This is a genomic window from Flagellimonas baculiformis, from assembly GCF_033441575.1.
Lineage (GTDB): Bacteria > Bacteroidota > Bacteroidia > Flavobacteriales > Flavobacteriaceae > Flagellimonas > Flagellimonas baculiformis.
In genome coordinates, this window is sequence record NZ_JAUZVW010000001.1 from 548,379 (window position 1) to 568,706 (window position 20,328).

The following is a 20,328-nucleotide window of genomic DNA, read 5'->3' on the forward strand; positions in this document are numbered from 1 at the left end:
GGGGAGGAATTACCGTTTGGATTATTTGGGGTTGTCAGGCTATTCAGTGTTTGGCACTCGTTGACTACCGACTTCCCACTGACTTCTGACTTCTAAAAATACATCACTCCACTTCCTTCAGCACAATCGTGGAATCCCGCAAACGTATTTTTAGCCACGCCTGCATTTTTTTGATATCGGCCTGCTTTTGGGCACTCTGTACGCCTTGCTTCCATTTTACTTCAAAGACAGGGATTGTGTCCAATTTCTTAAAATCAGTCTGGATTTGATATGAGAACCCGAATCTGTCCATGTTGGCATAATTGGCTCTGGCCTCGGCACTCACATCTTGGAAGGGAATCTGTTTTCCCATTCTTTTTGTCAAATTGACCACTTCTTCCTCCAAGAGTTTTATTTGCTCGTCTTTGGTCAGCAGTTCCGCCTTGTTCTTTTCATAAAGCTCGCTTACAAAATTGAACTTTTCCTCGGAATCGTCCTTTCCACCTTGGATGACGTGTAGTTCGGCATTCTTCAGACGTGAATATTGGTTCTTTTGGGTCCTCCAAGTGTTCACCACATTTTCGGGGATAAGTTCATCGCCCATACAGACCACTTCTATCAATGAAGTCCCATCATCCACATATTCAATCTTTGTAAGGTTGTCCACATATCTTCCCGCTCCTTGGAACTGGTACACTTCAATGGTTTCATCCAAAAACTGCTGCGCCTGTTTTCTGAAAAGGGATTCCTGAAAGACGTTATAAAAGGTAAAACCCGCAGGGATCATCACCAAAATACCCGTGATGGAGGCCAGCCTCGCTATCATCCGTCTTCTCTGGGAGTTGGCGTAGCGCACCATGGGGAACCGCAAAAACTTGATGACCAAAAAGGTGGCTAGACCTATGAAAATCGTATTGATGATGAACAGGTACATGGCCCCGGCCGCATACCAAAGTTTGCCAATGGCCAACCCAAAGCCCACCGTACAGAGTGGTGGCATCAGTGCAGTGGCAATGGCCACCCCGAAGATCACACTGGCTATGGTTCCCTTTTTAGCTCGGGCTATCACGAGTGCCAAACCACCAAAAAAAGCGATCAACACGTCGCGGATGTCCGGTTTTGTACGTGCCAAAAGCTCCGAAGATTCATCCCGAAGCGGAAAAAGGTAGAAAAACAGAAAGGCCGTGATCACACTCAGGACCACCATTACGGTAAAGTTCTTCAAGGATCGTCTCAACGTATCGATATCATTGATGGCCAAGGACATGCCCATACCCAAAATGGGGCCCATCAAAGGAGAAATCAACATCGCTCCGATCACCACCGCCGTGGAATTGGCATTCAAACCAACGGAGGCGATAAAAATGGAACAGACCAAGATCCATGAAGTATGCCCCTTAAATGAAATGTCGGCGATAATGGATTCCTTGGTGGCCGAAGCATCCGTATTGCTACGGATTTCCAACAACTCGGAAAGAAACTTCCGCACACTGCCCAAAAGCCCCTTGAAATCTTTTTTTACTTCATCCCCACTATCCTGATTGGGAGAAGCTCCCTTTTCCAATTGATCTTCGCTCATATGTTATGCAAACTCGTCGCCAAATGTTTCCTTTACTTGGCCCAATACTTTTTTGATGTCCTGTTGTTTGGACTTGGGGTAAATCAGCAGGACCTCTTCCTTGTCCACAATGATATAATCCTCCAGTCCGCCCACGACCACAATTTTCCCCTTTGGGGAACGGATCATATTGCCCTTGGCATTTTCCAGAACAACACTGGCGTTGACCACGGCGTTGCCCAGTGGGTCTTTGTCCAATTTATCATATAACGCGCCCCACGTTCCCAAATCGTTCCAATCAAAAGATGCGGGCAGTGTGTAAATGGAACTGGACTGTTCCAAGATAGCATAATCTATTGATATGTTTTCCGCCTTCGCATAGTTCTCTTGGATGAACCCCTTCTCTTCCCCAGTATTATAGCAGGAAATTCCCTTGCCAAAAAGCTCGTACTGACTGGGTTGATAACTTTTGAACGCTTCCACTATGGTCTGAACACTCCACATAAAAATACCTGCGTTCCAAAGGAAATTGCCTTGGGCCAAAAATTCCTTTGCGGTCTCATAGTCGGGCTTTTCCCTGAACTGGGACACCGTTTTCAACTTTTCGTCACTCCCTTTTTCAAATTCGATGTACCCGAAACCAGTATTGGGGAATGTGGGCTGAATGCCGAGGGTGCAGAGCACATTTTCTTTCTCACATTTGTCAAAACATGCGGTGACATCGCTCTCAAAAGCTTCTTCATCCTCGATCCAATGGTCGCTGGGAGCCACGATCATCACAGCATTGGGATTCATCTTTTGGATTTTCAGTGAGGCGTAGAGAATACAGGGGGCCGTGTTGCGCATGGCAGGCTCCAAGACCACCTGCTCCGGTCTTACCTTTGGTAATTGCTCCAGCACCAAATCGTTGTAGCGCTCGTTGGTCAAAATCAATATGTTCTCTGTGGGGATGAACCTGTTCAACCTATCGAAGGTCTTTTGGATCAATGTCTTCCCCGTTCCCAACATGTCGTGGAACTGTTTGGGATTGGCCGTTGTGCTCACGGGCCAAAATCGAGATCCTACTCCTCCTGCCATCAAAACGGCATAATAATTCTTGTTCATTTTTCTTGTTGCTTTTACATTGATGGCCCTTCGGGCTTATCCCGGACCAACTCTACTTCGGCATTGGGCTGGAACAAATATAATCTGCCCGTGGACAATTCCACGCATTCATAGCGTTTCACTTTTTTGTCCCCTTTTTGGAACAGCCTTCCATTGTACATCCTAAAAATACTGCCTTTTGGCAATTCATACACATAACTCCCCTGTCTTTCCTCCTCATCAAAGGCCTTGAGTGCAATGGACAAACGGGCATCCGTACTGCTGCTCGCCTTTGGGTTCTTGAAATGGTTCGCGATGATGGGCAACAACTGATTTGGAAACACTTCTGGCCGGATGAACGGAACCATTAAATGCTGAAAGGTACGCTTCCACTCCACCCCGTGTGGCAAGATTCGGCGGCCATATTTTTCAAAGGCCACCAAATGTGCAATTTCGTGAATGAGGGTGATCAAAAATCGATACTTGTTCAGCGATGCGTTCACCGTGATCATGTGTAGCCCGTTGGGCAGCCTGCGGTAATCGCCATGGCGGGTGACCCTATGGTTCACGACCTTGAGGTGCACCCTGTGGGTCTTGATGAGCTCAAAACATGGGGGCACAGCGCGTTCCGGTAAATATTTTTGAAGAGTGGTGTTCACTGGAGCAAAGATACATTTTAAGTATGGACTACCACTTCCGCAATCATTGTCATGGCGTACTATTGCTCACCTGAAGCAATTTCCCGTTATAAAGCTTTTGTCCGGTCAAAGAAAACTCCTTGATGTAAGTGGCCATTTCGAAAGCGGTCACGGGTGCCTGATAGCCAGGGAAGGCTTCTTCCAACATTTCGGTCTGTACTGCACCCAAGGCCAGTACGTTAAAGTTGGGGCCGGTTTCCTTGAATTCCTCCGCCCAAAGTTCCGTCAAGGTGATGACCGCCCCTTTACTGGAACTGTAAGCGGACAGCCCTGGAAACTTGACACTTCCCTGCACACCACCCATGGAACTGATGGTGACCACATGGCCTTTTTTGCCCATTTTGGGGAGTACGGTCTTCGTCATTTCCGCCACACCGAAAACATTTACTTTGTAAACGTCCTCAAATTCCTTGGGGGTGATCTCCAAAAAAGGTTTGTTGAGCAGTCGACCCGCATTGTTGATGAGTACGTCCACGGTGTCCCATTCCTTCAAAAAATCCTTCAGTTTTTCATAATCATTGGGATTGCCCAAATCAAAGGGAAACGCATGGACATTGGGAAGTTGCAAGTCTTGGACAGGTCCGGCATTTCGGGAAAGGGAGAGCACGTGGTGCCCTTCTTCGGCAAAAAGTTTTACCAATTCAAAACCGATGCCCCTACTGGTTCCCGTGATAATAATGTTCGCCATACCGCTATATGCTTATGTGTCATTTCGACCATAAGGGAGAAATCTTTTGGCTTCTTGGGATTTCCCTCCTTCTATAAAAGGGATTCGAAATGACGTTTTAATTACTTTTTCTGGATTTCCTGCGTTGGCGCATTGGCAATGCCTTCCAAAACAGGTATGGTCTTGTTCACCAAGGTGGCCATATGTCCAAAATCCATGAGGTCCACCTCGTCACCCACTTTGTGGTAATGTTGGAAATTGGTAAAATCGAACGTGCAGAAGGTATGTGATGGCACCCCGAACTCTTGGTGGAACGGATAGTTGTCCGAACGTTGGAACAAGTTATATTCCTTGGCCGTTGGTAAAAATCCGACCAAATTTTCCTTTGCATATTTGTTGCTCACTTCAGCGAGGTTGGACATATCGTACCCTGTGATGTACATAAAATAGTCATTTCCTTGCAAGGGCACCCCGGTCATCTCAAAATTGAGCATGGCATACAGGCTCAGCTCCTGTTCCTTGAGTTTTTTGGCCAAATGCTTCGACCCCAACAGTCCCTTTTCCTCGGCACTGAACAGGGCAAAGATCAAACTGCGCTTATTGGTCTTCCGTGTCCCAAAATATCGGGCTAGTTCCATTACCGTGGTGGTTCCCGAAGCATTGTCATTGGCACCATTGGCTATGGCGTCACCATTTTCCATCTGTACGATACCAATGTGATCATAATGGGCCCCGATGAGGATGTATTCGTCCTTCAATGCAGGGTCGTTGCCTTCCACTACGCCCACAATATTATAGGAAGCATCCTTAAAATTGGAAAGCGTGTCACGGTAGCTTTCAAAATAGGGCTTTACCCCATACGATTTGAAATGGTTCTCAATATATTTTGCAGCCATTTCTATTCCCTCACTCCCGGAATCACGCCCTTTTAAATCATTGGATGCCAAATAGTTCATCATTTCACCGACACGTTCAGCATTGGTGAAACCCGGTTCTTCTTTTTTGGTCGCCGTGGATTTGGATTTTGTACCCAATGTTGTGGTTTGCTCAATTTTGGTCGAACCACAGGACATCATCACTAGGGCGGTAAAGGCATATAATATAGTCTTCATCTTTTTGTTTTTTGGATTTTCTAAAGATAAAAAAAGCATCCTTAAAAGGATGCTTTTAAATCATATGTTCTCTGTTTCCTTTCGACTTCGCTCAGGGACCTTTAAGATCAGGCCAACATGGTCACCGGGTTTTCCAAATAGGCCCTCAATGTCTGCAGGAACTGTGCCCCAACTGCACCATCCACTGTTCTGTGGTCGCAGGCCAAGGTCACTTTCATGGTATTGCCCACTACGATCTGTCCATTCTTGACCACGGGTTTTTCCACGATGGCACCTACGGACAATATGGCCGAGTTAGGTTTATTGATGATGGACGTGAACTCCTGGATACCGAACATTCCCAAGTTGGAAACCGTAAAGGTGCTTCCTTCCATTTCATCGAGCTTGATTTTCTTGGCCCTGGCCCTTCCTGCCAAATCCTTTACAGCTGCACCTAGTTGGGTCAGTGTGAGTTGGTCGGCAAACTTGATTACGGGCACTACTAGACCTTCATCTACTGCCACGGCCACTCCCATGTGGATATGGCGCTTGTATATGGTGGCCTCATCGGTCCAAGTGGTATTTACCTGTGGGTGTTTCTTCAATGCCATGGCACATGCCTTCAACACCATATCGTTGAAAGATACTTTGGTATCGGGCAGATTGTTGATCTGCTCCCTTGATGCCTTCGCATTGTCCATGTCCACTTCTATGGTCAAATAAAAGTGTGGTGCGGTAAATTTCGATGCGCTCAAACTCTTGGTGATGGCCTTGCGCATAGGGGAATTTTTCACCTCCTCGAAACTTTCCTCGCCGACCGGCAAATTCATAGGAGCCACTGGAGCCGCTTTTTCAGGTGCTTTTTCCGCAACTGGTGAAGTGGCTTGCGAAGGTGTAAAGCTCTCAACGTCCTTTTTCACGATTCGCCCGTGGTCTCCACTACCTTTAACATCAGACAGGTTGATTCCTTTTTCACTGGCGATCTTCTTCGCCAAAGGCGAGGCCAAAATACGCTGACCATCCTGTGCAGTGGTTGTAGCCTCAACCGTCTCTGTTTTTTCTGCCTTTGGTTTCTCTTCTTCCGCCTTTTCAGCTTTGGGGGCAGAGGAGCCTCCACCTGCTTGGGCTTTCAATACGGCATCCACATCGGTTCCTTCTGGGCCGATGATGGCCAAAAGGGAATCGACCGGGGCGCCTTGTCCTTCTTCGATACCAATGTGCAACAAGGTCCCTGAATAGAACGATTCAAATTCCATAGTGGCCTTATCGGTCTCGATTTCGGCCAATATATCACCTTCCTCTACCTTGTCGCCGACTTTTTTCAACCAGCTGGCCACGGTTCCTTCTTCCATGGTATCGCTCAAACGGGGCATGGTCACGATTTCTACACCGTCTGGAATTGAACTGGGGGCACTTGCCGGAGCTTCGCTTTTTTCGGCTTTGGGCTCGGGCTCGCTTTTTGTTTCTTCTTTTTCTTTAGCAGGGGCCGCACCTCCGTTCAAAAGAGCGGAAATGTCCTCCCCTTCTTCTCCGATGATGGCCAAAAGTGAATCGACCGGGGCTCCGTCGCCCTCTTCAATGCCGATATGCAGGAGCGTTCCTTGATGAAAGGATTCAAACTCCATGGTGGCCTTATCGGTCTCAATCTCGGCCAATATATCGCCTTCCTCTACTTTGTCCCCTACTTTTTTGAGCCATTTTGCCACGGTTCCTTCTTCCATGGTATCGCTCAATCTAGGCATGGTGATTACTTCTGCCATCTACTTAAAGTTTATGTTGTAAAAATGGATAGTCTTCTTGTTCGTATACGGTGTCGTACAATTGTTCCTTTGGTGGGAAATCCGACTCTTCCGCAAACTGTTCGCACTCGCTCACCAAATCTTTCACTCGCTTATCGATTTTCTTGATCTCGTCCGCGGTTGCATAGCCTTTTTCCAAGATAATGTCCTTCACTTGGGTGATCGGGTCAATTTTTTTGTACTCCTCCACTTCTTCCTTGGTCCTATAGTGCTGCGCATCCGACATGGAGTGACCACGGTAACGGTAAGTTTTCATTTCCAAGAAAGTGGGTCCTCCACCGGTACGGGCCCTTTCCACGGCCTTGTCCACTTCTTTGGCCACTATTGCGGGATCCATTCCGTCCACAGGACCACAAGGCATTTCATAGCCCAAGCCCAATTTCCAGATTTCGGTGGAATGTGAGGTACGGGCCACCGATGTTCCCATGGCATATCCGTTGTTCTCACAGATGAAGACCACGGGCAATTGCCACAACATGGCCAGGTTGAAGGATTCGTGCAGGGAACCTTGTCTCACTGCCCCGTCCCCCATATAGCAAAGGGTTACGGAATCCCTTTTGAAATACTTATCAGCAAATGCCAATCCAGCACCTAGAGGAATCTGTCCACCCACAATTCCGTGTCCACCATAAAAACGGTGTTCTTTGGAAAAGATGTGCATGGAGCCTCCCATCCCTTTTGAAGTACCTGTCACCTTGCCATACAGCTCGGCCATCACCTTTCTGGGATCCACACCCATTCCGATGGGCTGGACGTGGTTACGATAGGCGGTGATCATCCGGTCCTTGGTGAGGTCCATGGCATGGAGCGATCCTGCCAGAACGGCCTCCTGACCATTGTACAGGTGCAGAAAGCCCCTGACCTTTTGTTGAATATATACTGCGGCCAATTTGTCCTCGAACTTTCTCCAGAACAACATGTCCTCATACCATTTTAGGTAGACTTCTTTGGTGATTTTTTTCATCAACGGTAGTATTAATTGAAATCCCTCTTCGGGGAGAGGAGCAAAAATACATATATATCTCCTTTTGGAAAAAGAATTGATTTAAGAATCGCCTAAAAATGAACTGTTGAAGGCCAAGGGTAAAATATCGGCCAACGAACTGCATTTATAAATGGGTCCTTTCTCCCCTTTTAGGAATATGGAAATGGGTGATTTTTGCTTTTGTTCGTACTCGATCAAAGACTGCCTGCAATTGCCACAAGGGGCCGCCGGAACATCCACTTGATGCTCCTCCGAGGCTGCCGTTATGGCGATGGACACAATGGGAACACCCGGAAACCTTGCACCGGCCTGAAAAACGGCCACCCGCTCGGCACAGAGCCCAGATGGGTAGGAGGCATTCTCTTGGTTGCTCCCAATGACCGTTTCCCCATTTTCCAACAGAACGGCGGCCCCAACCTTGAAATGCGAATAGGGCGCATAGGCACTTTCCCTTGCGCGCACTGCGGCACGTAACAATTTTTGCTCGTTTTGTGACAACTCATCATCACTTTGGAAAATGAGCAGTTCAAAGCCAATCCTTTTTTTCTCCATTCAAGTTTCAGTGTGTCCCAAAAATAAGAAAACCCATCCACGGGGATAGGTTTTTTGAGGTAATATTATGTTGTTCTTTGTCAGTCGTTGAAAAATTCCTCCCCAAAATTGAAGGTCAACGAAAAACGAAGGGTATTCTCCAAAGGGTTCCTGACCTGCGAAGTAGAGAACAGATAGGAAAGGTCTATTTGTGCCGTTTTATATTTGAATCCCGCACCCAATGTAAAAAACTTTCTAGATCCCTTTTCTTCGCTCTCATTGAAATAACCACTTCTCAGCATGAAGGCCTCCCTGAACCGATATTCGGCACCAAGTGCCCATGTGACCTCTTTGAGCTCTTCACTGAAACCGTCGGGGGCATCCCCAAAAGATTCGAATATTCCATTAAAGAAACTGATGTTTTGGTATTCGGTATTGTCTTCGATATCAATGTCCCCATCCCCATCAAAATCCCTGGGGGTAGGTACCAATAACTTGTTGAACTCTGAATTTAGGGCCAGGACATTGTCCTCATCAAAGATGAAATCAAACCCTGCCCCAAACTTAAGATTGGTGGGCAAAAAGTTTTCTTGGCCGCCCTCGTCATATTGAAGCGAACCTCCAATATTGGATATGTTGAACCCAAGCCTCCATCTGCCATTGTAATTGTTGTACGCTATTTCCGGAGACCGATAGAACCCAGCCACATCCACTGCAAAAGCATTGGCAGCCTGCGAATCCTGTGTTCCGTCCTGGAACCTCAAATTGGAGCTGATGAACCTTCCGGCCACGGCCATGGAAAAACTTTGGCTCAATTTTAAGGAATAAGATCCATCCAAAGCAAATTCATTAGGCTTCACCAAGGTGGCCTCTTGCTCAATGGTCTGGCGAAGCTCAATATCCCCAAGACCGAAATATCTAATTCCAAAAGCAAAGGCACTCCTGTCATTCAGCTTGTTGTAATAATTGGCACTCAGCAGCGAGACATCGTTCACAATGGTCTCCAAGTAAGGGGTGTAGCTCACGCCCACGCCCGATTTTTGGGTAGCGAAGGCATATTTGGCCGGGTTCCATTGTTGTGAATACGCATCAAAAGAAGTGGCAACTCCCATGTCCCCCATTCCGGATGCCCTGGCATCTGCGGCTATGGTCAAAAAAGGGACTGCCGTTGTGATCGCTCTTTCTTGTTGGGCACTTAGCTGTTCGGGTAGAGCCACAGTAAGAAGGACTGCCAATATCAGTAACTTTTTCATGCTATGATTTAAGCGTTTAGTAAAGTTTTGCTCCAAAAAGCTTTGGACACATTACAACATAAACGGTGTTTTACAAAAATTCTTGTAATGGGATGTATTTTTTTACGGTATAAAATTAGGTGATGTCGCACCTATATACATTGCATCCCTTTCCCGAAACCGTTAAAAGCCGAAAGGCCAATACTATTTCACATCCATTTGCGTTACAAATGTATAGCAAATGTTGGCAACGGCATTGCCGCAATTATTTGACGAGCACAAAATATAATGGCAAAAACATCGTTCTAATGCCATCGAAAGGATTAAATAAGATCAAAACAAGTTGAATTGATTGGGGCGGAAAACCCCAAGTATTTTAAGCATTCAAGCCCAAATTATGAAAAAACACTTCATTAAAGTTGTACTTTCTTGCGCCATTGTGATGGGAAGTTTTTCCAGCTGTAAAAACTCCTCATCTTCCAAGAATGTTTCCAGAGCCACTGGGTGGAAAATAAATGCCAAAGAAGGCGGATTCCAGTACAATTCGGACTTCAAGGAGCAGGAAACCCCTCCAGGGACTGTTTTCGTTGAGGGCGGAACCTTTACCAAAGGTAAGGTCCAAGATGACATCATGCACGATTGGAACAACACACCTACACAACAGCACGTCCAGTCCTTTTATATGGACGAGACCGAGGTGACCAATGTGATGTACCTTGAGTATTTGGATTATCTGAAGGCAGTCTATCCTCCAGACAACCCCAACTACGCCAACATCTATACCGGTGCCCTACCTGATACCTTGGTGTGGAGAAACCGATTGGGCTTCAACGAGACCATGACCAACAACTACCTTAGACACCCCGCCTATGCTGAATATCCCGTAGTAGGTGTAAACTGGGTGCAGGCCACTCAATATGCCGAATGGAGAACGGACAGGGTGAACGAAGTGATGTTGGAAAGGGAAGGTTATTTGGCCGAGGATGCCAAATACAAAGTATTGAACGGCGAAATCGACGGCACGTTCAGCACTGAAGCCTACCTGAACAATCCAGAATCTGTGTATGGAGGGGAAATAGATTCCCTTCAAGGAAAACAAAAACGTGATTCCATCAATGCGTTCGCCAAAAGGAGCAGTGGTGTCATCATGCCAGAATACAGGCTCCCTACGGAGACCGAGTGGGAATATGCGGCCCAGGCCCTTGTGGGTACCAGGGAGTACAACAACTACCGTGGTAGAAAAAAATATCCATGGGAAGGTGACTACACCCGTAACGGACAGCGTGTAGGACGTGGCGATCAATTGGCCAACTTCAAGCAAGGCAAAGGTGATTACGGCGGTATTGCCGGATGGTCCGATGACGGTGCCGATATCACTGCACAAGTAAAATCATACAAACCCAATGATTTTGGTCTATATGACATGGCCGGAAACGTGAGTGAGTGGGTTGCCGACGTTTATCGCCCCATTGTGGATGACGAGATCAGCGACTTCAACTACTATAGAGGGAACGTATTCATGAAAAAGGCCATTGGAGAAGATGGCAAGGTTGAAATCCTCGAGGACAAAATCGTGTATGACACATTGCCCAACGGCAAAATTGTGGCCATCAACCTGCCCGGCGAGATCAAGGAAGTCCCTGTTACCGATCAGGAGACCTATTTGAGGACCAACTTTGATAAGAGTGACAACCGCGGTTTCAGGGATGGAGATCCAGGATCATCAAGGTTCTTTGACAAGTTCAACGATGAAGAGGACAACAGAAAGATGTACGATTCACCCAAGCACAAAGTAGAGCGGGATTCCACTGGAAAACTTATTCGCCAGTACGACACTTCCAACTACAGGACCTCATTGATCAACGACGAGGTACGTGTCTACAAAGGTGGCTCATGGAGGGATAGGGCCTTCTGGCTAGATCCTGCCCAACGCAGGTACCTGCCCCAGTACATGGCAACCGACGATATTGGTTTCCGATGTGCCATGTCAAGGGTTGGATCCAAGTCCAAGACCAACAACAAAACGGTCAGGCATAAAAAAGCCAAATAAGTACATCCCATAAAGCATTTTAAAAAAGCCCCGATCAAAACATCGGGGCTTTTTTCTATCTTCGGTCCATGAGTTTGGAACAGCTTCACGCTCTTTTCTTAGAGCACCCCACGATATGTACGGACACCCGGAAAATAACCCCAGGCTGTCTTTTTTTCGCTTTAAAAGGGCCCAGTTTCAACGGCAACGCCTTTGCCAAGGAGGCCTTGGAAAAAGGTGCGGCCTATGCCATTATCGATGAGGAGGAACATAAGACTTCGGATCGGTTCGTGTTGTGCGATGATGTCCTGAAAACCCTTCAAGACCTCGCCACATACCATAGGAACCAATGCAAGGCCAAAGTGGTCTCGCTTACGGGAAGCAATGGAAAAACCACCACCAAAGAGCTCATCCATGCCGTACTTTCCAGAAAGTACCGGACCATTGCCACCAAAGGCAACCTGAACAACCACATTGGTGTACCGTTGACCTTGCTCTCCATAAAAGAGGATACGGAAATTGCCATTGTGGAAATGGGCGCCAACCACAAAAGGGAAATTGCTTTTCTATGTGGGATTGCCCATCCTGACTTTGGGTACATCACCAATTTTGGGAAAGCCCACTTGGAAGGTTTTGGAGGAGTTGAAGGGGTCATTCAAGGGAAAAGTGAGCTGTACGACCACCTTATGGTCCATGATAAGCATCTCTTCATGAATGCCGATGATCCTATCCAACTGGAAAAGTTGGGCACCTACATCAAAAAAACAGGGTTCAGCACAAAAGACCCACAGTATTACAACATCAAATTCATTGAAGCCAATCCGTATGTGGTCCTTGAGGTGGAAGGAATGCGCATGGAAACCCAACTTATTGGAAAATACAATTTCCCCAACTGCTGTGCCGCCATTTTGATGGGCAAATACTTCAACGTCCCGCTGGATGGTATCAAAACGGCTATAGATTCATACCAACCCCAAAACAACCGTTCGCAGATCATATCCAAGAACGGCCACGAAATTGTACTGGACGCCTACAACGCCAACCCCACAAGCATGAAGGCCGCTCTGGAAAACTTCAGCTCTATGGACGCCAAGAACAAAATCCTCATCATTGGGGATATGTTCGAGTTGGGCGAAACTGCGGGCGAGGAGCACCAAGCTTTGGCCGACCTGACCCAGAAATTGGGATTTGAAAACGTTTTTCTTGTTGGCCAGAATTTTTTCAAGACAGATGCCATGGCCAAAAAGTTCCAGACCTTTGAAGATTTGAAGGAGTATGTTTTAAAAAATCCCTTTGAAAAGGGCACATTCCTCATCAAGGGCTCCCGTGGCATGGCCTTGGAGCGGGTACTGGATGTACTGTAGACTTATCGTTTAATTTAGTATTGCTAGCATTGAGTATGAGAATAGTAGCCGACTGCGTGGCACTTCCCTGTCAAGTTACAAGAAAGTTGGAGCGGGCTACAACCCTTTAATTTACGAATGTACCATCTATTATTTTTATAAATTGTTAGCAGTTGTTGGTTTTGTAATTTCAGTGTGAATTTTACTGATGATTTTTTCAACTTCCTTATTATAATCTTCTTCTGATATTGCTTTTTTGTCTGGCCAAATTAATGCTACAGTATCTGCTAATGCAGGAGAATAATCATAAACATCCTCCTTAGTTACTTTATGCCAAATTGGAAGAACTATTCTTTCATTAAAAATCATCTCACGAGTAAATATGGAGTTAAACTCCTTTTTTGTCCACCCAGGATTTGAAAGAAAGTGGGGAGTTAAAATCAATACACATTTCTTTGCTTCTTTTATCCCTGCTTCAATTGACTCCCGCAAACTATCGCCGACTTTTAATGAAAATTCATCATACCAAACAAAGCACAATCTTGAATGCAATCCATTTGATAAAGGTCTTGCAATTAAATCTTTATCTCTGGAGTCGTGTGATATAAATGCCATTGGTTTTTCTAATTCCATACGCTTGTTTATATAATCTTGACTTCTAATTGTTATATATAACCCCAGTTTATTAGCAAACTTTTCCAATTCCTTAATTTCCACAGAGGAAAACTGGGTCTCAGTATATAAAAAGATTCTATTTGAGTAGATAATTGAATGGTTTCCTATAGTGACATCACCAGTATAGCCACCAATAGTTTCAATACCATCAGCATGCTTTTTCCATTTTTCAATATCATTCAATATTGTTTGGGCAATAAATAAAGAATCCGTTGTTTCAGGAATATAATATGTAAAAAGTCTTGCTGAATTATCGGTTCCTTGTCTAATTCGTTGTTTTACTTCTATTTTGAAATCATAGATTTCTTGACTTACAGAGTCTTGTTTTCGATATTGAACATTGATAGGAATATCAAGGCTTAATTCTTTAAAATCATTATTAAAATATTCTATTAGTTTTGCCATTTCTTTCCTTTAATAACTGCTAACGGTCTCGTATAAACGTCAGTTACGGGTTAATATGCATTGATGTTCGGTTTAGCACTGGCGTTAGCAATTCCGAGTGGATTAGAGAGGTTGCCCTGAGCGCAGTCGAAGGGTAGTCGAATCCGCCGTAATTGCGGTTATAAATTGTTGTAATAAGTTTTTTTATGACCAGTATGAATGTCCTGCAAAAAGGAAATTTCTACCATAGAATTTATTTAAAAATAAGTTTGGAATTATTCTTTCTGATGATTCTGTTAAAATATTAAAGAGAGATCTGTAATTGTCATATTCTCCCTCATAAATTTCTCTCCAAAGATTTGGTCTATATCTTGTCCAAATACTTAAAATATAGAATGTCTTAAAGTAAATTAGCAAAACATCATCAATTCCTAAAATTGGTTTAATTGTACAGGCTATAGAAATAGGGGAATGATATTTTGGGTCTCTTTGGATAAAATCACTTGGAATATTTTCACAATAGAATCTTTCATCTAATGTAGATGTAGGACTTTCTTTTTTGTATTCAAATAGATAGTCTTTAGGTAAACTTAAAATATCATTAATATTTTCAGACTTTAAATAATAAGTATTTTGATACTCGTTAACAGATACATTATAATAATCCTTATCTTTTTTCTCGTAGTTTTTTGAAGCGTGAAAATTTAAATAATTAGGTTGTTCCTTAAAAAGTTCAACATATATATTCTTGAGTTCCGGAATCCTTGATAATAAATCTTTTAAAGAAATTAGTTTTTGTTTTTCTTCTAAGGGGATTTGGTCAATTTTAGGATAATTTTTCTGGGTAACAATGTCTTCTACGTTATAACCAAAACTTTTCAAAACCTCTTTGTAAAATCCATTGTTGCAACAATAAATGAATTCATTTTCAGATAAATTAGAAGTTTCTGATTCATAAATGGTTTTAAGTCCGTGACCACCATTTTTAGAAAATTTTTCTACACTCTCAAGTGTTAAATCATTTGTTACGTTTCCAATTAATAAAGCACTTAACAAATTATAGGTGCCGTAATATATTGACGTTAAACTTGGGGTTAAATTTTTAGAATCTGAATGTTTAAATAAATCTCTGGCACTCCTTAAACAAAAGGCAATTCCTTTAGCTTTGTTGGTTATTAAGTCTTCATCAATGGGAATGTTTTCTTTTTTGCATTTTTCTTTTAATGCTTCTTTTGTTCCATTGATTGTGGTAAGAATATCTATTCTATCCCAAATAGATGATTTTGGGGTTTCTGTAAATATTCTTTCGTTTTTCATTTTTCAAATTTGTTACAACTTGTTTATATAAATATAAAATACATCTATATACGCCCAAAATGGCATAAAATCGATGTATTTGATCATCTTCTATCAGAATCGTTATTTGGTGGAGACCAAAAGCTCCCGTACATCCACACCCAAAGCATTGGCAATCTGAAACAAGGTTTCAACCCTTGGCTGCATATCATTCCGGCACCATTTTGAAACCGTATTTGTGTTCATATCCAATTCCTCCGCCAACCAATTATTGGTTTTTCCATTTTCGGCCAAAACCGCTTTGATTCTATTATAGAATGGTTTATCCATAGTATTTCCTCTCACTGAGCAATAAAAATAATTAAGAAAAATAAATGCTATACGTATTAAAATATGCCTTATTAGGAGATTTAAAAATCTTTACATAACTTTGAAATGCTTTATTGGGAGATAAATAGACCTTTAAAGTTTTTTAGTAGAGATTAAAAACATAATTATGGGTAAAACCTTCACCAAATCTGACCTGGAAGAAATCATCGGCCTACAACAAGAGAGCCTACAAGCTATACAAAAGGCATTGGCCCGATTACGGCACCAAAACGAACGCTTGGAGCACAGTAACCAAAAACTAAGAAAAAGGGTAGCTAAATATGAGTAGAAAAAGTGGGATATACTGGATTCGAACCAGTGACCTCTGCCTTGTCAAGGCAGCGCTCTAAACCAACTGAGCTAATATCCCATTGAAAAGCGGTGCAATATCGGAAAAAAGTTACCAATCTCCATACTCTGCCGAATTCTTTTGTGTTTCGTGCAGAATAATTTGCAACAACTGGTCCTTTTGCAGCTTGGGTTTCAAAATATCGTAGATGACCTTCACAAAATGTTCCGTGGTGGGCAACAGGTCCTGAAATTCCGGACAGTCCTCATTGAGATTTTTATGGTCGAAGCGTTCCTCCACCTCGTTCCGTATCAAATCCCCCAATACCGCAAGATCCATCACAAACCCCGTATCGGGGTCCACTTCCCCCTTGATCCGTACCTCAAGACCAAAATTATGGCCATGATAGCTGGGGCTATTGCACTTGCCAAAAACTTCGATGTTCTTTTCCTTGCTCCAATTGGGATTATGGAGTCTGTGCGCGGCATTAAAATGGGCCTTTCTGCAAATTGTGGCAATCATGTTGCAAAGGTAAGTTGTTTTTCCACAATCAATATTTGCAGGGTCAAAAAATTCCGCAAAATGACACCCATGAACTTTGGCACCGATTGACTTTCACGAACGTTCTTGTTAACTTAGTCAGCAGATTCCGGAAATTAAGCGTATCCAAAACCCATTAAAAGACATATCATGAAGATCACCTATTTAGGCCATGCCACTTTTTTAGTTGAAATGAACGGGAAGAAAATTGTGTTCGATCCCTTTATAACAGGAAACGAACTGGCCACGGATATTGACGTGGACAGCCTTGAGGTGGATTACATTTTTGTGACCCATGCCCACCAAGACCATGTGCTCGATGTGGAGAGGATCGCAAAGAACAACCCAAATGCCCTTTTGGTCTCCAATTTTGAGATTGTGACCTGGTTCGGGAACAAAGGAATCAAAGGTCACGGCATGAACCACGGCGGGAAGTATTCATTTGATTTTGGCACTGCCAAATATGTGACCGCCATACACTCGAGCATGCTGCCCGACGGCAGTAACGGGGGAAATCCCGGTGGATTTGTGCTATGGAATGGATCAACCTGCATTTACATGGCCGGGGACACCGCTTTGACCAAGGATATGGAGCTCATTCCCAAAACCTGCCCAAAACTGGACGTGGCCATTTTGCCCATAGGGGACAATTTCACCATGGGATATGAAGATGCGGCCTTGGCAAGTGACTTTGTTGCGTGCGACCATGTGATAGGATGCCATTACGACACTTTTCCCCCCATTAAAATCGATAAATCCAAAGCAATGGCGCATTTCGAGAAAAAAGGCAAGAAATTGATGTTGCCCGATATTGGGGAATCCATCAATATATAAAAGAAAAAGCCTTCGAAAATCGAAGGCTTTTTTGTTGTGGGCGCTGAGGGATTCGAACCCCCGACCCCCTCGGTGTAAACGAGGTGCTCTGAACCAACTGAGCTAAGCGCCCATTCAATTTGCTAAATGGGAGTGCAAATATAAAATAGTTTTTGAATCCCCGAAAGAAAAAAACAAAAAAGCAATCAATCTATTTTTCGCTTTGCAAACCAAAGATCTTCCAAGCTCAAATTAAGGGTAATCGAATGATAGTTTTCTTCCACCAGAATGTTGTTGATCTGTCCCTTGCTTCCATATGCATATGACAAATTAATGAGGGAGTTGGTAGCATATCCCATGGGCAGTCCAATGCCCACAGTGATATTGTAGCCGTCAATTTTATTATCGTTCAGGGCCAAATATCCATTGTCATAATTAAATCCTGCACGGTACCTGATGCGCTCCCAATACTTGTATCCCTTGGAATTGTTGAGATACTCCAACCCAATCGCATAGATATCTTGGTCACTATAGGTCCCGATACTCTCGGATTGGTTGGTGGCGTCCCAGAAATTCTTCTTATAGTCTGCATTCAGGGTAAAGGATTTGAGAATCTTTGTACTAATACCAAAACCAAGCTCCAAAGGAAGTTTAAAGTCCGAGCCATCATCGTTTTCTTCATCCTCCACTATGATTTCCTGCCCATCCAAGGTCTTGCTTACCGAACGCGTGAGGTTCCCGGTCAAGGTAACGGGAAACTGGACGGTACTACCCACCGAAATCTTGTCCGTAATATCATACTGCATACCGAGCCCGAGTCGGAATGCACTATAGTTTGTAGTTTCATTGAGTTCAAAATAGCTATTGCTTATCAGAAAACTTTCCTTCTCCTCTATATTACCAAAAAGTACCGAGGTCCTAACACCCAAACGTAACCGGTCCGTTATCCCATAACCAAGGTTGATCCCAAGGTCGTTGAGTCCACCAATACCAGAAACGTTGCTCTCAAAGGTCTCATCGGAGCCCTCTATGTTGGATACCAAGCCCAAAAGCGTATATCCTACATCACTATAGGGTATAAGGGATATCCCAGCCCCCAATCTGTTGGCTATCCGGAAAGCGAAGGCTAGATTGGAGAAGTTGAACGTTGTCTTGGACTCGTCATCCCCTCTATTGCTATAGCTATTATATTCCCCCACTACCCCAACATCATAAAAGAAGGAGTTTTGGGGCACTAGGGCATAGTTTGCCGGATTGAGGTTGTTGATCCCCATATCCGTTCGGTGGGCTATGCCCGAATATCCCAAAGCGTTGGATTGTCCAATGCTGGTCTGGTTAATGGTGCCCAGCCCATATAGTGAGTAGGGGGAGCTCGTCAATCCTTCAGACTGCGATCGGGCTACCATTTGGACCAGAAAAAGTAAGCCCATCATCAAAAATCTATTCGTCATCTTCATCGTAAATTGCATAAGTAAGCTCAAGAACAATACTGTTTTCCGACTGGTCCATGCCATGCAGCACAAACCGGTCCACCGTGGAATTATAATCATCGGGCAATAGAATAAGGGCCTCATCGGTTTCCCTGTCTGCCAACAATATTTTTTCGATATAGCTGCCCAAAGGAATTTCATAGTAAATGTCATTGAATTCCTCATTGTTCCGGTTAAGGATCCCCAAAACCGAAGTGGCACCATCAGAATATAGCAACTGTTCTGTAAGTTCATTGTTCTGGTCCACCACGTAAACAGAAAGAGTATCCCTGAGAATAAACTTGTCATCAAAGGTGCCCAAAGCAGGCCTTACCTTTAGTACGGCGTCCAAAATGGTTCCCTGTCCCCGGATGTCATTGATGGTTTTTATGTGTGGAAACTCTATCCTTGTTGTCATTCCCACACCAGCTTGTATAAAGCTTAAATTGTCGGCATCCATGCTGCCCAGGTTCACCTCCGTGTCGGTCAGCACCTGCAATGGCTCTATCGGATTTTCCGCAATGATCTGATTGAAAAAAGGAACTGGTGAAGAGGATTGGTCCAAATTGATGTCAATATAGCTCTGCACCCGCTCGCTCTCTTCCGAAGAACTGAAGTACAACCGCATGAAGCTAGCCCCGGTTTCTTTTGAAAATCCAATAATGGAGCCATCGTCATCCTCCCCCGGCAGAAGGGCCAGTCCTTTGAAATAATCCTTGAATTGATCTGTATTGGTGATCAGTTTTTCCTGGAACTTTTCAAAGAAATCCAAGCCCAGTTCATCGGAAATCTTGATTTCCAGGGTATCTGAGTCCAATGGTCTCGGAGCATAGGAGATGGCACCAAGATCATCTTCGTAGTACTCCGCTTCCGCAGTGTTATAAAAGTAGCTTCCCTCATCCGGTTTCAGGGTTTTGGCCAATTGCTTTATATGAATGGTATTGGTACGAAGGGTGTCATTGTAATAGTACTTGTCCAACTTCAGATAAAGGGCGATGCTGTCATATTCCGCTTCGCTGTCAATGGTAAAACTGCTCGGAACCATGCCCATATAGCTCGATGTACTGACCGTCCCGAATATGGGGTCGATATATTTCCCCACCAAGATCCTACTTGATTCACTGCTGACAATACTGTCAAACTTCATGGTCGAAGTTTCCACAGTGAGCGTATCCAACAAAACTACCCGCATGTTGCTCCCCGTGAAAGCCTCCCCAGCCAAAAAATCGGATGTATTGATGTTCTCCGAACTACACGATACAAACACTACAATGAATGGACATAGAAGTCCCAAATATTTTCCCATAAACTTTGTTTTCCGCAAAAATATATGCTGTGCAAAAGCCTTGGGATGGGAATGGACAAACCCTGTTTCTTTGGAGACGAAGGCACCAAATACCCCTACCAACCGGGGTTATCCGTTCGTAGATAATTTGTACCCGTTCATATATTAAAAACCAAGCTTCATATATTCCCTTACAGGAGCTTAGGGCCGAAA

General features: G+C 44.2%; 19 protein-coding genes and 2 tRNA genes. 4 read left to right on the top strand and 17 right to left on the bottom strand.

The genetic code is table 11. The annotated features are described in order from the left end of the window. Positions 1 to 103: 103 nt before the first annotated feature. The 9 genes from SD450_RS02475 to porV form a co-directional block, all read right to left on the bottom strand. Positions 104 to 1,558: a DUF389 domain-containing protein gene (locus SD450_RS02475; protein WP_318343051.1), complete on the bottom strand. Its 1,455-nt coding sequence runs from the start codon at positions 1,556 to 1,558 to the stop codon at positions 104 to 106. A 3-nt stretch (positions 1,559 to 1,561) separates the two neighbouring features. Further along, a complete protein-coding gene (locus SD450_RS02480) occupies positions 1,562 to 2,641 on the bottom strand; it encodes a mannose-1-phosphate guanylyltransferase (RefSeq protein ID WP_318343052.1) in 1,080 nt (359 codons plus the stop codon). A 14-nt stretch (positions 2,642 to 2,655) separates the two neighbouring features. Continuing rightward, the gene (locus SD450_RS02485; protein ID WP_318343053.1) at positions 2,656 to 3,279 is read right to left on the bottom strand and encodes a SprT-like domain-containing protein; all 624 of its coding nucleotides are present in this window, start codon (positions 3,277 to 3,279) and stop codon (positions 2,656 to 2,658) included. Between the two features lie 49 nt (positions 3,280 to 3,328). Beyond that, a complete protein-coding gene (locus SD450_RS02490; RefSeq protein WP_318343054.1) occupies positions 3,329 to 4,006 on the bottom strand; it encodes an SDR family oxidoreductase in 678 nt (225 codons plus the stop codon). A gap of 101 nt (positions 4,007 to 4,107) precedes the next feature. Further along, positions 4,108 to 5,097 carry a M28 family metallopeptidase gene (locus tag SD450_RS02495; RefSeq protein WP_318343055.1) on the bottom strand — a complete coding sequence of 330 codons (990 nt, stop codon included), beginning with the start codon at positions 5,095 to 5,097 and terminating at the stop codon, positions 4,108 to 4,110. Between the two features lie 107 nt (positions 5,098 to 5,204). Then, positions 5,205 to 6,836, bottom strand: coding sequence for a pyruvate dehydrogenase complex dihydrolipoamide acetyltransferase (locus SD450_RS02500; RefSeq protein WP_318343056.1), 1,632 nt, complete (start codon positions 6,834 to 6,836; stop codon positions 5,205 to 5,207). 4 nt (positions 6,837 to 6,840) lie between these two features. Next, positions 6,841 to 7,839, bottom strand: coding sequence for a pyruvate dehydrogenase (acetyl-transferring) E1 component subunit alpha (pdhA, locus tag SD450_RS02505; RefSeq protein ID WP_318343057.1), 999 nt, complete (start codon positions 7,837 to 7,839; stop codon positions 6,841 to 6,843). A gap of 81 nt (positions 7,840 to 7,920) precedes the next feature. After that, positions 7,921 to 8,412, bottom strand: coding sequence for a cytidine deaminase (gene cdd, locus SD450_RS02510; RefSeq protein ID WP_318343058.1), 492 nt, complete (start codon positions 8,410 to 8,412; stop codon positions 7,921 to 7,923). Between the two features lie 80 nt (positions 8,413 to 8,492). Beyond that, positions 8,493 to 9,644, bottom strand: coding sequence for a type IX secretion system outer membrane channel protein PorV (porV, locus tag SD450_RS02515; protein ID WP_318343059.1), 1,152 nt, complete (start codon positions 9,642 to 9,644; stop codon positions 8,493 to 8,495). 376 nt (positions 9,645 to 10,020) lie between these two features. Here porV and gldJ point away from each other — a divergent pair, with 376 nt between their 5' ends. Beyond that, a complete protein-coding gene (gldJ, locus tag SD450_RS02520; RefSeq protein ID WP_318343060.1) occupies positions 10,021 to 11,673 on the top strand; it encodes a gliding motility lipoprotein GldJ in 1,653 nt (550 codons plus the stop codon). Positions 11,674 to 11,741: 68 nt separating this feature from the next. Beyond that, positions 11,742 to 13,016: a UDP-N-acetylmuramoyl-tripeptide--D-alanyl-D-alanine ligase gene (locus SD450_RS02525; protein WP_318343061.1), complete on the top strand. Its 1,275-nt coding sequence runs from the start codon at positions 11,742 to 11,744 to the stop codon at positions 13,014 to 13,016. Positions 13,017 to 13,151: 135 nt separating this feature from the next. Here SD450_RS02525 and SD450_RS02530 read toward each other — a convergent pair whose 3' ends face one another. From SD450_RS02530 to SD450_RS02540, 3 genes are all read right to left on the bottom strand, one after another. After that, the gene (locus SD450_RS02530; protein ID WP_318343062.1) at positions 13,152 to 14,075 is read right to left on the bottom strand and encodes a toll/interleukin-1 receptor domain-containing protein; all 924 of its coding nucleotides are present in this window, start codon (positions 14,073 to 14,075) and stop codon (positions 13,152 to 13,154) included. A 183-nt stretch (positions 14,076 to 14,258) separates the two neighbouring features. Next, a complete protein-coding gene (locus tag SD450_RS02535) occupies positions 14,259 to 15,371 on the bottom strand; it encodes a YaaC family protein (protein WP_318343063.1) in 1,113 nt (370 codons plus the stop codon). Between the two features lie 102 nt (positions 15,372 to 15,473). After that, a complete protein-coding gene (locus SD450_RS02540; RefSeq protein ID WP_318343064.1) occupies positions 15,474 to 15,680 on the bottom strand; it encodes a helix-turn-helix transcriptional regulator in 207 nt (68 codons plus the stop codon). Positions 15,681 to 15,846: 166 nt separating this feature from the next. Here SD450_RS02540 and SD450_RS02545 point away from each other — a divergent pair, with 166 nt between their 5' ends. Then, positions 15,847 to 16,008, top strand: a complete 162-nt coding sequence (locus tag SD450_RS02545; RefSeq protein WP_318343065.1) for a hypothetical protein — start codon at positions 15,847 to 15,849, stop codon at positions 16,006 to 16,008. Between the two features lie 6 nt (positions 16,009 to 16,014). Here SD450_RS02545 and SD450_RS02550 read toward each other — a convergent pair. Then, positions 16,015 to 16,089, bottom strand: a tRNA-Val gene (locus SD450_RS02550). 30 nt (positions 16,090 to 16,119) lie between these two features. Continuing rightward, a complete protein-coding gene (locus SD450_RS02555; RefSeq protein ID WP_318343066.1) occupies positions 16,120 to 16,530 on the bottom strand; it encodes a 6-pyruvoyl trahydropterin synthase family protein in 411 nt (136 codons plus the stop codon). A gap of 168 nt (positions 16,531 to 16,698) precedes the next feature. Here SD450_RS02555 and SD450_RS02560 point away from each other — a divergent pair, with 168 nt between their 5' ends. Then, complete coding sequence (locus SD450_RS02560) at positions 16,699 to 17,382, top strand: metal-dependent hydrolase (protein WP_318343067.1); 684 nt, start codon at positions 16,699 to 16,701, stop codon at positions 17,380 to 17,382. Positions 17,383 to 17,419: 37 nt separating this feature from the next. Here SD450_RS02560 and SD450_RS02565 read toward each other — a convergent pair. The 3 genes from SD450_RS02565 to SD450_RS02575 form a co-directional block, all read right to left on the bottom strand. Next, positions 17,420 to 17,494: transfer RNA gene (locus SD450_RS02565), tRNA-Val, on the bottom strand. Between the two features lie 73 nt (positions 17,495 to 17,567). Then, positions 17,568 to 18,812 carry an OmpP1/FadL family transporter gene (locus SD450_RS02570; RefSeq protein WP_318343068.1) on the bottom strand — a complete coding sequence of 415 codons (1,245 nt, stop codon included), beginning with the start codon at positions 18,810 to 18,812 and terminating at the stop codon, positions 17,568 to 17,570. Further along, positions 18,802 to 20,136, bottom strand: coding sequence for a DUF4270 family protein (locus SD450_RS02575; RefSeq protein WP_318343069.1), 1,335 nt, complete (start codon positions 20,134 to 20,136; stop codon positions 18,802 to 18,804). Before SD450_RS02575 ends, SD450_RS02570 begins: the two co-directional genes overlap by 11 nt. Positions 20,137 to 20,328 lie beyond the last annotated feature (192 nt).